An 11,670-nucleotide genomic window follows, 5' to 3' on the forward strand; every position below is an offset into this window, starting at 1 on the left:
AATGCTGAATTATCTTAAAACCCACAAACTCGCATGGCTGGTCACAGCGGTGTATGGCGTGGTTTTCTGTCTGATCTCGCTGATCAATCACTACAATTTCAGAACCTACGGGCTCGATCTGGGCATTTACACCCATGGGATCTATAGCTATTCTCACCTGCATTGGCATCAATTCACGCTTGGATTGGAAGGTGAATCATTCAATCATTTGGGGAATCATTTCTCACCGATTGTCGCGCTGCTTTCGCCCTTCTATTACCTTTTCGGGACCTACACGCTTCTGATTCTTCAGATTGCTGCCATTGTCTTTGGCGGGTGGGGCATTTATCTATTTGCGAAGGAACGACTGGAAGGATTTCAGCCAGAGTTGGTCATGGTGCTATTCTTCAGCATGTGGGGCATTTATTCGGCCTTGGCTTACGATTGGCATGCGAACGTGATGGCCGCCATGTTCGTGCCATGGTTCATCCTGTTCTACGAACGAAAAGATTGGAAAAAAGCCATGATGATGTTCGTCCTAGTGCTCATTTGCAAAGAAAACATGGCTGTTTGGATGGCTGCGATCTTAGCTGGATTGGCCGTTCGTGATTTCTTCCTAAAACCGAATCAGACCAACTGGCTTTTCCTTGGTTCATTACTTGGTTCAGCTATAGTTTATTTTCTCGTTGTTCAGGCGGTCATCATGCCTGCACTGAACACGGCAGGTGTTTCTGATCATCTCGGTAATTACAGCCATTTGGGTAACGGACCGGTTGGAGTAATCAAGACCATGCTTGGTAAGCCACGGCACATTTTCTATCTGATGTTTGAGAGTTTGCAGAACGATCCTTTAACCTTCATGCTCAAATCACAGTTGCATTTCATGGTATTGGTTTCTGGTGGATTTGCTTTGATCTATCGTCCACATTACCTCATCACGCTAGCGCCCATTTACGCGCAGAAATTGTTGTCGTCAAATCCAGCGCATTGGGGCGTTTATTCTCAATATTCGATTGAGTTCGCGCCCATCATTGCATTGGCTTTTGTTGAATGGATGCAGCATTTTCCTTTCGAAAAGTGGAAGACGACTTTGCTTATTGGTACGATTGCCACGGCAACGTTTTTCAATTGGCATCCAACACGACCGAATACGGGTTTTTATCAATCGGCACATTACCAATCGGGATTGAACTCAGAAGCCATTTACAATGCGTTGGAATTAATTCCTGCCGATGCGGTTGTTTCGGCAAGTAATGTGATTGTGCCGCATGTTGCTGATCGGGAAAAAATCTATTTGTTTCCAGTTGTAAAGGATGCGGATTATCTGGCCATTCTAACTCACGGCCGCGACCTTTATCCAGTTGATAGTCTCGAATTTCCGCAGAAAATGGTGGAACTTAGAAGCGATTCCTTGAACGAGATCATTTATGACGAGAATGATTTCCTCATCATCAAACGGAAAGTTATTTCCGAAGGAATGAGATAAAATCAGCCACTGATCTTTCAGGAATTTCTTCCATCGGAACGTGACCCATGTTTTCGTAGATCAAGAGTTCTGAATTTGGAATGTCGGCATGGAACTTAGCCGCAGCTTCCACATTTACCAATCCATCCGAATCTCCCCACATGATAAGTGTTGGACATTTGATCTGTTTGACTTCTTCAGAATGATCGTAATTGATCTGTCGCGTCTTGCCCATCAAACCAGCGCGGTTTCCTTCGCGAAGCAATAATTCGTGATAACGTTCCACCAATTCCTCTGTGATCTTCCAATCATCGAAATAAACCACTTTGACCGATTTTCTTACCAACGATTGAGGCGTAAGATGCAGCAAAACAGGTTTCATCCAGTCCATTTTCTGAAGTTTGAAACTTACAGGCGTAGGCTGATCTCCACGTGGATAACCGCTTGAATTGAGCACAGCCAACTTCTTCACCTTATCGGGATGATTGACAGCAAAGCTCCATGCCATATATCCACCGAAGGAATTACCGGCCATGTAGCACGTGTCCACATTCAGTTTCAGTAAAACATCTTCAATGAATTTTTGGTACCGTTCGCGGGTGTAATTGTCGTTCGGTTCAGGTCCAGTAATGCCGAAACCGGGCATATCGAAACTCACCACGCGGTAATATTTCGAAAGTTCGTTCGTCCAGCCTTCCCAAGTGTGCAAAGAGGAAGCCGTTCCATGCAAAAGCACCACCGTTTCGCCTGTGTCGCCATTGATGCGATAATGAACCTGCATGCCATCCAATTCTACGAACTGCGAATTGTCGTAAGCATATTTTTCGATGATCTCTTCAACCGGAATATCATCATGCCAAGAAGATGCTATGAATCCACAGACGAGACCAACTAGGCCGATAAGAATAAGACGGATGGCTATTTTCATTTTGATTTGGTTCAAAGATGCTTCGGTCGCTCTGGTTCAGAATGCTGAATTACAGAACGAATCTCATCTTTTTCGATGATAATGAGTTTTTGCTTGTAAAGTCCTCCGATGGCTTTTTTGAAGAGTTTCTTACTCATATGTAATTGTTCCTCAATGTCTTCGGGTGCGCTTTTGTCGGATAGGTGAAGAACCCCTTTGTTTCGGTTCAATGCATCCAAAATCTTACGAGAGTTGGGTTCGATGCTTGCCACTCCCAACGGTTCAAGGCTTACATCGATCTTACCGTCTTCACGAACCAGTTTGATGTAGCCTTTGGTTTCATCACCAACCTCAATTGGTCGAAAAACCTCGTTTTCATACACCAATCCACCGTGCTTACGATTGATCATTACCTGAAAACCAAGTTCGGTTTCATTATAAACTACAAGATCGACTTCTTGACCAGTTTTTAATTGGATGTCAGATTGATCCAATAGTTTTCCGATGCGCGGAGTTGCCACTAAGCGTTCCGATTTTTCGTCCAGGAAAACGCCAACTAAATATTTTTTGCCCACTTCCATTTGTTCCACCATTTCGGCATACGGAACAAAAAGATGTTTCTCCAAACCCCAGTCCAAAAACGCTCCGATCCGATTCACAGAATGAACTTCAAGCCATTCGAATTTACCCAACGAAATGCGTGGTGTCTGAGTAGTGGCAACAGGGCGTTCTTCGGTATCCAAGTAAACGAAAACAGTGAGTTCATCGCCTTCTTGCATGCCTGGTTTCAGGTATTTGTTGGGCAATAGGATAACGTCATCGTAGCCAGCATCTGGCTCGCCCAAATAGGCACCAACGCTGGTAAATCTGTGAATGGTAAGTGTATTGTATTCGCCTATTTTGAACACGAATTTTGAATTAAGAATGATGAATTAATAGTTGGTTCAAAGCTCTTTTCTGAGCCGTGCAACTGGAATTCCCAATTGCTCGCGGTATTTGGCAACGGTTCTTCTAGCAATGATGTAGCCTTTTTCTTTGAGCAACGCAGCCAATTTTTCATCGGCCAAGGGATGGTTTTTTTCCTCGCCTTCAATCGCATCGCTCAAAATCTTTTTCACTTCCCTAGAACTTACTTCTTCGCCACTTTCTGTGGTCAACGATTCAGAGAAAAAGGATTTTAATAAGAAAGTCCCGAATTGAGTTTGAACGTATTTGCTGTTCGCAACGCGAGAAATGGTGGAAATATCCAAGCCAACGATGTCTGAAATATCCTTCAGGATCATCGGTTTCAACTTCGTTTCATCTCCCGTGAGGAAATATTCTTTCTGATATTCCATAATGGCATCCATGGTGCCATAAAGTGTCATCTGTCGTTGCAGAATGGCATCAATGAACCATTTGGCGCCATCCAACTTTTGCTTTACAAACTGTACAGCTTCCTTCTGTTCTCTATTGGCCTTTCCCTTTGTTTCTGAATAGGCGCGAAGCATTTGCTTGTACTCGTTACTTACTTTCAGTTGAGGCGCATTTCGCCCGTTCAGTGTCAATTCGAGCTTGCCATCTTCATTATTGATCATGAAATCGGCAACGATGTTCTGAACAACTTTCGTGCTGTCGGAAAGTGAATTTCCAGGACGAGGATTGAGTTTTAGGACCTCATCAAGCACCTTTTTCAATTCGTCTTCTTCGATATGAAGTCGTTGACAGATTTTGGTGTAATGCTTTTTCGAAAACTCATCCATCATATTGGAGATGAGTTCTTTAGCAAGATGAACAGTGTCTGTTTCTTCCTTGCGGTTTAACTGCAATAGAAGACATTCTTGCAAGTTTCTAGCACCAACTCCAGCAGGTTCAAAGCTTTGTATCACATCCAACAGGTCTTCAACTTCATCTTCGTTGGTGTGAATGTTCTGGGTAAAAGCGAGGTCGTCAACAATGGCATAAACCTCTCTGCGTAAATAACCGTCATCGTCTAAATTCCCAATGATGGTCTCGGCAATCGTCCGCTGCTGTTCAGAAAGAACGCGCATTCCAAGCTGTTCATCAAGCAATTCGCGAAAACTGAAACCACCGCTCAGCGGCATTTCGCGCTCCTCGTCATCGGGGCTCGTGTTATTCGCGTAAAGCTTGTAGTCAGGAATGTCATCGTCATCCAAATAATCCTCTATCGTGAATTCGTCATCCGCGCTAGAGTCTTCCTCAAAATCATCCTGATCGTCATTCTGAAGATCTGACAGTTCATCATCAAACTCATCGCCTTCTGGTCCTTCTTCCAAAGCTGGATTTACTTCCAACTCTTCCTTGATGCGCTGTTCAAGTGCGATTGTAGGTATCTGAAGCAACTTCATCAGCTGGATCTGCTGAGGCGAAAGTCGCTGTAATTGCTTCTGCTGTAATCGTTGTTTCATTGCCATGGGAGTGGTCTTTTACGATTGGTCGAAGATCGGTATTCCAATTTGAGTGCCAAAGACAATTCAATGGTCAATTGGCAATTTACCGTTTTATAGATTGATTGCAATTATTCATCTCCAATTATAGATTTTTACAAAAACTGAACGGTATGGCTTACAGCGAACATTTAGTAGAACGTGTGAGACTGCGGCTTCAAAAAGCCAACATTACGGACGAAAAAAAGATGATGGGTGGTTTCATTTTCATGGTCAATGGTAAGATGTGTATTGGCGTGGATAGAGATAAAACAACAGGAGAAGACCGTTTGATGGTTCGTGTTGGTAAGGCAAGGCACGATAAGCTGTTATTCAAAAACGGAAGTCGAGAAATGGATTTCACGGGCAAGACAATGCGCGGTTTTCTTTTCATATCGCCCGAAGGATTTGATGCGGAAAGTGATCTGGATTTTTGGACTGAGAAAGCGCTAGAATTCAACCAGATGATTTGAATTCAATAAAAAATTTACCTTCGGCCGAATTCAAAAACGAGTTTAAGTAAACACAGATCAGGTACGATGGAAAAGGAAATAATTGCGAGAAGCGGTTCAAAATGCGAATTGTGTGGTTCTGAAAAGGACTTGCAGTTTTATGTCGTTCCACCGAAATCTGCCGGTTCTACCGATAATGCTATCCATGCCTGTGGAACTTGTTTTGAACAATTGAATGATTCCGAAAAAGTAGATTCCAATCATTGGAGATGCCTAAATGATAGTATGTGGAGCACGGTTCCTGCAGTGCAGGTGGTTGCTTGGCGCATGCTTAATCAGCTAAAGGCAGAAGGTTGGCCGCAAGACCTGCTTGATATGATGTATTTGGAAGATGAAACCGCTGAATGGGCAAAAGACGGAATGTTGCCAGAAGGCGAAGAGGCCATTATACATAGAGATAGTAATGGCGTGGTTCTGAGCTACGGAGATTCTGTAGTGCTGATAAAGGATTTGAATGTGAAAGGGACAAGTATGGTGGCCAAGCGTGGCGAAGCTGTTCGCAACATTACATTGGTGCACGACAATGCAGAACAGATCGAGGGCCGCGTAAACGGCCAAATGATCGTGATTCTAACGCAATACGTGAAGAAGACGAATTAGAATTCGCAGTTATTCGGAGTTCTTGGAAAAGGAATAACGTCTCGAACGTTTGTCATTCCAGTAATGAACATCATCAGTCGTTCGAAGCCAAGGCCAAAACCACTGTGTTCAACCGTTCCGAATTTACGAGTGTCCATGTACCACCAAACGCTTTCGAGTGGAATGTGGAAGTCTTCGATTTTCTTCATCAGCACATCATAACGTTCCTCACGTTGTGATCCTCCTACAATTTCTCCAATGCCTGGAAATAGAATGTCCATCGCGGCCACTGTTTTTCCATCTTCATTCAGCTTCATGTAAAACGCCTTGATCTTAGCTGGATAACCCGTAATGATCACTGGTTTTTGAAAGTGTTTCTCAACCAAGAAACGTTCGTGTTCGCTTTGAAGGTCAACACCCCATTCATCTACAGGGTATTCGAATTTCTTCTTTTTGTTTGGTTGGCTGTTTTGGAGAATATCAACTGCTTCTGTATAAGTGATACGAGCAAAGTCATTGCTTACCACAAACTTCAGTTTGTCTAACAGCTCCATTGGTTGGCGCTTATCCTGTGGCAGACTTTTTTCTTCTTCAGCTATTCGGTCGCTCAAGAATTTCAAGTCGTCCGGACAGGTTTCCATTACATATTTAATTGTCTCCTTGAGAAAATCCTCTGCAAGGTCCATGTTGTCGTAGATATCGTTGAAAGCAACTTCAGGTTCAATCATCCAGAATTCCGCCAAATGGCGAGAGGTGTTGCTGTTTTCAGCACGGAATGTTGGTCCGAAAGTATAAACCTTCGAAAGTGCCATAGCGGCCAATTCTGCTTCCAACTGACCAGTTACGCAAAGGTTAGTCTGCTTTCCGAAAAAATCTTCCGAATAATCTACTGCTCCATCTTCATTCAGCGGTGGGTTTTTAGGATCAAGCATCGTAACGCGGAACATTTCTCCAGCGCCCTCGCCATCCGTACCTGTGAGAATAGGGGAGTGGATATTGAAGAATCCGCGATCATTGAAATACTTATGAATGGCAAATGTGAGTGCATGACGCACTCGGAAAACCGATCCGAATGTATTGGTCCGCATTCGCAAGTGTGCGTTCTCACGAAGAAACTCCAAACTGTGTTTTTTTGGCTGGATTGGAAATTTCTCAGGGTCTGCAATTCCATGAACCTTTACAGATGTCGCTTTTACTTCAACAGTTTGGCCTTTGCCCTCGCTGGCAACCAATTGTCCGACAATGGAAACGCAAGCTCCCGTTGTCACTTCTTTAAGTGCTTCATCGCTAAACTGTTCCATGTCAAAAACGCACTGGAGGTTATTGACCGTAGAGCCATCATTCATTGCTACGAAATTGACATATGCGTTTCCACGTTTCGTTCTTACCCATCCTCTTACCGTCACTTCACGGTCAATTTTGTCCGTGGTCAATAATTGTTTAATGCTTTCCATTGCCATGTTTTTGAAGCGTGCAAAGATAGATGCTTAGATTATTGTGAAATGAGCCCGAAACGAATTGGCGAAGAAGATTTATACACCATGTATTCTGATGTGATTGGGCGGAAAAGATGTTTCGAAAGCTTCAAACCTGCCAAAGCAATTGAAATTTGAGCTTGAATTAACATGCGAGAACGGTTATTTAAATTACTATTTTTGCAATCCCAAAAATGGGAGGCTCTTCCCGAACAAGAGTCGTATATAAAAACAATCTCTCTAACGATACGGGAACGTTGAGATACAAATCTGACCAACATGGCAGAAGAAAAAAAATCAGCAGAAACCACAGAAAACAAGGTTGCTGCAAACGCTGGAGCAGATGCTCCGAAAGCTAAAAAACCACGAATTAAGGCAACACCAGTAGCAGAAGAAACTGAGGAATCAGTAGAAGCTGCAGCACCAGTTGCAGAAGTGGAAGTTGTAGCCGAAGTTGAAGCTGCAACTGAAGAAGTAGCTGAAGTAAAACCAAAGAGAACAGAGCCTCGCAAACCAGCTGAGCGTCCTGCTGACTTTGATTGGAGTGCCATCGGTAAGAAACAAGAAGTTTATGCTGAGAAGGAACGCGCTGCGTTGGAGGCAATGTATGATGCCACCATCACTTCGTTCAATTCTAATGACGTGCTTGATGGTACGATCATAGAAAAGACCAAAAAGGATTTCATCGTAACTATCGGTGGAAAATCTGAAGGTATCGTTCCTTTGAGCGAAACACGATACAACCCTGATTTCGAAGTAGGAAACCCGATTGAGGTTTACATTGAGAAAGTAGAGGATAAAGGTGGACAATTGGTATTGTCTCACAGAAAAGCCCGTGCCCTTCGTTCTTGGGACCGAGTTAATAAAGCCTTGGAAGATGATGAAATCATCAGAGGACAGATCAAATGCAGAACTAAAGGTGGTCTTATTGCCGATGTATTCGGAATTGAGGCATTCCTTCCAGGTTCTCAGATTGATGTGAAACCTATCCGTGACTACGATGTGTACGTAGGTAAGATCATGGAGTTCAAAGTGGTTAAGATCAATAACGAGTACAAAAACGTTGTTGTTTCGCATAAAGCGCTTATCCAAGCAGAACTTGAATCTCAGAAGAAAGAGATCATCGGTAAATTGGAGAAAGGACAGATCCTTGAAGGAACTGTTAAGAACATCACTTCATACGGTGTATTCATCGATCTTGGAGGTGTTGATGGACTTATCCACATCACCGACCTTTCTTGGGGACGAATCAATCATCCAGAAGAAATCGTTGAACTTGATCAGAAAATCAATGTGGTTATCCTTGATTTCGATGACGATAAAAAACGAATCGCTCTTGGTCTTAAACAGCTAAGCTCACATCCATGGGATGCTCTTGAAAAAGACGTTAACATTGGAGACAAAGTGAAAGGAAAAGTTGTTGTTGTTGCTGATTACGGTGCGTTTGTAGAAGTTGCTCCAGGAGTGGAAGGACTACTTCACGTTTCTGAAATGAGCTGGTCACAGCACTTGAGAAGCGCTCAGGATTTCCTTAATGTTGGAGACGAGGTTGAATGCGTTGTCCTGACTCTTGATAAAGAAGATAGGAAAATGTCATTGGGTATCAAACAATTGATGCCAGATCCTTGGACCGACATCGTTACCAAATATCCTATGGGATCGCAGCATACTGCTAAAGTTCGCAGCTTTACCAACTTCGGAATTTTTGTTGAGTTGGAAGAAGGAGTTGATGGTTTGATTCATATCTCTGACCTTTCATGGAACAAGAAAGTGAAGCATCCATCTGAATTCACCAGCATTGATGCTGATATCGAAGTTCAGGTTTTGGAAATCGATGCTGAGAACAGAAGATTGAGCCTTGGACACAAACAATTGGAGCAAAATCCATGGGATGTGTTTGAAACGGTCTTCACAATCGATAGCGTTCACCAAGGAACAGTTACCTCTGTAAATGACAAAGGAGCTACCGTTGCTTTACCTTATGGTGTTGAGGGATTCGTTCCAAAACGTCACATGGCAAAAGAAGATGGTTCTGAAGTGAAATTGGAAGAAGCTGCAGATTTCAAAGTGATTGAATTCAGCAAAGACAGCAGACGTGTCGTTGTTTCTCATGCCAAGATCCACTCAGATGAGGCATTTGCTTCTCAAGCGGAAGAAGGCGACAAGAAGAAAGCAGCTGGAAATGCTACAAGCCGCGGAGTTAAGAAAGTACAAGCAAGTCAAGAAAAGACAACACTTGGAGACCTTGACGCTCTTGCAGATCTCAAGTCTCAACTTGAGAACTCGGAAAAGGCAGCAAAAAAGGCCAAGAAGTAAATCAAGAAAAACCCCGCTAACAGCGGGGTTTTTTTTTACCTAATATCGAATTACATTTGCACGAAATCAATGAGCATTGAGTCGCGCATAATCTTAGATAGCCAACAGCTCAATCTTTCTATTGAAAGAATTTGCTATCAGCTCATCGAGAACCACAACGATTTTTCGGACACGGTTTTGGTTGGATTACAACCCAGAGGCGTTTTTGTCGCTCAGCGAATCCACAAAAGATTAGAAGATCTCCTTGGAACCAAAGTATTGCTTGGTTCATTGGATATCACTTTCAATAGGGACGACCACCGTAGGCACGACCTTCCGCTGATTCCGTCTAAAACCAAAATGGATTTTCTTATCGAAGGAAAAAATGTCATTATGATAGATGACGTGCTATTCACTGGAAGGACAATTAGAGCGGGTATGGATGCGATGATGGCATTCGGAAGACCCTCTACGGTTGAATTAGTAGTTCTGGTTGATAGAAGATTCACTAGGCAACTTCCTATAGAACCTAATTATGTAGGAGCTAGAATTGATACGATTGTTTCCGAAAGGGTAGAAGTGGCTCTTTTGGAAAGTGGCGGCAACGACACGGTTAAACTTTATTCACCTGAAGCAGAATGAGCGGGTTATCGGTAAAACATCTTCTTGGCATAAAATACATCACCAAAGAGGATATAGAACTGATTTTTCAAACGGCAGATAATTTCAAGCAGGTCATTAATCGACCTATTAAGAAAGTGCCTTCGCTTCGCGATATTACCATCGCTAATCTGTTCTTCGAAAACTCAACTCGAACAAAACTTTCCTTCGAATTAGCTGAAAAGCGTCTGTCTGCAGATGTGATCAATTTTTCAGCTTCAGCTTCTTCAGTAACGAAAGGAGAAACGCTACTCGATACGGTCAATAATATTTTGGCGATGAAGGTGGATATGGTAGTTATGCGTCATCCATTGCCTGGTGCTGGTCAGTTTCTTTCAAGAAACATCAATGCGGTCATTGTAAATGCGGGTGATGGAACGCACGAACATCCAACCCAAGGATTGTTGGATGCGTATTCCATTCGCGAAAAATATGGTGAGGTAGCTGGCAAAAAAGTCGTGATCGTAGGTGATATTCTTCATTCGCGGGTGGCGTTGTCAAACATTTTCGCCCTTCAGAAACTTGGAGCAGAGGTTAGGGTCTGTGGTCCTGCCACGCTTATCCCAAAGCACGTGGAGTCTTTAGGTGTGAAATACGAACCGAACCTTATAAAGGCTTTGGAATGGTGTGATGTCGCCAATATGTTGAGAATTCAGTTGGAACGTCAGGATGTTCAGTATTTCCCAACGTTGAGGGAATATTCGCTTCAATATGGATTGAACAAGCAATTATTGGATACCTTAAGTAAAAAGATTACGATTATGCATCCTGGCCCTATAAACCGTGGGGTTGAAATAACTTCCGATGTGGCTGATAGCGAACAGGCCATTATTTTGCCTCAAGTTGAAAATGGGGTTGCAGTGAGAATGGCAGTTATATACTTGCTGGCTGGAAAAATTGAATAGAAACGTTTTTTAGCATATTGAAATAGATCGTAACTTACCGCCTCAATATTTTGATAAATTTGCAGCAAAGCATACCATGAATTTCGAAATAGAAAAGAAAGACAACTACGCTGTAGTAAAAGTGAAGGCTGAGAAATTGGATAGTCAGATTTCACCTTCGTTGAAGTCAGAACTGGTGGTTCTGAACGCAGATGAATTCAAGAACATCATAATAGACCTTTCTGATACGCGATATTGCGATAGCTCTGGTCTTAGTGCCATCTTGGTTGCAAATAGATTGTGCAAGAATTCAAACGGTTCTTTTGTCCTTTGTGGACTTCAGCGATCTGTTTCTAAACTTATTTCTATATCTCAATTGGATACCATTTTGAATATAACACCAACGCTTGAGGAGGCAGTGGATCTCTTGGCTTTGGAATCAATTGAAAAAGACCTTAATGACGAATAATTTAAATCTAAACTCTAAA

The 11,670-nt window shown here is 42.8% G+C and carries 11 protein-coding genes; 7 read left to right on the forward strand and 4 right to left on the reverse strand.

Annotated features, from left to right (window positions below; all coding sequences use genetic code 11):
• Position 1 precedes the first annotated feature (1 nt).
• Entirely contained in the window at positions 2 to 1,465 is a 1,464-nt protein-coding gene (locus K9J17_13605; GenBank protein MCF8277764.1) for a DUF2079 domain-containing protein, read from the forward strand.
• Here the strand turns inward: K9J17_13605 and K9J17_13610 are convergent.
• From K9J17_13610 to rpoN, 3 genes are read right to left on the reverse strand one after another with little or no spacing between them, the layout of a single operon-like run.
• Positions 1,443 to 2,372, reverse strand: coding sequence for an alpha/beta hydrolase (locus K9J17_13610; GenBank protein MCF8277765.1), 930 nt, complete (start codon positions 2,370 to 2,372; stop codon positions 1,443 to 1,445). The genes K9J17_13605 and K9J17_13610 overlap by 23 nt on opposite strands.
• An 11-nt stretch (positions 2,373 to 2,383) precedes the next feature.
• On the reverse strand, positions 2,384 to 3,259 hold the full coding sequence (locus K9J17_13615; GenBank protein ID MCF8277766.1) for a GntR family transcriptional regulator: 876 nt from the start codon (positions 3,257 to 3,259) through the stop codon (positions 2,384 to 2,386).
• A gap of 36 nt (positions 3,260 to 3,295) precedes the next feature.
• Positions 3,296 to 4,765, reverse strand: a complete 1,470-nt coding sequence (gene rpoN, locus K9J17_13620; protein ID MCF8277767.1) for an RNA polymerase factor sigma-54 — start codon at positions 4,763 to 4,765, stop codon at positions 3,296 to 3,298.
• A 146-nt stretch (positions 4,766 to 4,911) separates the two neighbouring features.
• Here rpoN and K9J17_13625 point away from each other — a divergent pair, with 146 nt between their 5' ends.
• Positions 4,912 to 5,250 (forward strand): TfoX/Sxy family protein, encoded by a 339-nt coding sequence (locus K9J17_13625; protein MCF8277768.1) that lies wholly within the window; start codon positions 4,912 to 4,914, stop codon positions 5,248 to 5,250.
• Positions 5,251 to 5,316: 66 nt separating this feature from the next.
• Positions 5,317 to 5,889 (forward strand): PhnA domain-containing protein, encoded by a 573-nt coding sequence (locus K9J17_13630; protein ID MCF8277769.1) that lies wholly within the window; start codon positions 5,317 to 5,319, stop codon positions 5,887 to 5,889.
• Here K9J17_13630 and asnS read toward each other — a convergent pair.
• Complete coding sequence (gene asnS / locus K9J17_13635) at positions 5,886 to 7,328, reverse strand: asparagine--tRNA ligase (GenBank protein MCF8277770.1); 1,443 nt, start codon at positions 7,326 to 7,328, stop codon at positions 5,886 to 5,888. The genes K9J17_13630 and asnS overlap by 4 nt on opposite strands.
• A gap of 294 nt (positions 7,329 to 7,622) precedes the next feature.
• Between asnS and rpsA the strand changes: the two genes are divergently transcribed.
• The 4 genes from rpsA to K9J17_13655 all read left to right on the forward strand — a co-directional run bounded on the left by rpsA (position 7,623) and on the right by K9J17_13655 (position 11,651).
• Positions 7,623 to 9,659, forward strand: a complete 2,037-nt coding sequence (gene rpsA, locus K9J17_13640) for a 30S ribosomal protein S1 (protein ID MCF8277771.1) — start codon at positions 7,623 to 7,625, stop codon at positions 9,657 to 9,659.
• A gap of 75 nt (positions 9,660 to 9,734) precedes the next feature.
• A complete protein-coding gene (pyrR, locus tag K9J17_13645) occupies positions 9,735 to 10,280 on the forward strand; it encodes a bifunctional pyr operon transcriptional regulator/uracil phosphoribosyltransferase PyrR (protein MCF8277772.1) in 546 nt (181 codons plus the stop codon).
• A complete protein-coding gene (locus K9J17_13650; protein MCF8277773.1) occupies positions 10,277 to 11,203 on the forward strand; it encodes an aspartate carbamoyltransferase catalytic subunit in 927 nt (308 codons plus the stop codon). The genes pyrR and K9J17_13650 overlap by 4 nt, the downstream gene beginning before the upstream one ends.
• 76 nt (positions 11,204 to 11,279) lie before the next feature.
• Positions 11,280 to 11,651 (forward strand): STAS domain-containing protein, encoded by a 372-nt coding sequence (locus K9J17_13655; GenBank protein ID MCF8277774.1) that lies wholly within the window; start codon positions 11,280 to 11,282, stop codon positions 11,649 to 11,651.
• Positions 11,652 to 11,670 lie beyond the last annotated feature (19 nt).

The organism is Flavobacteriales bacterium, from assembly GCA_021739695.1.
GTDB lineage: Bacteria > Bacteroidota > Bacteroidia > UBA10329 > UBA10329 > UBA10329.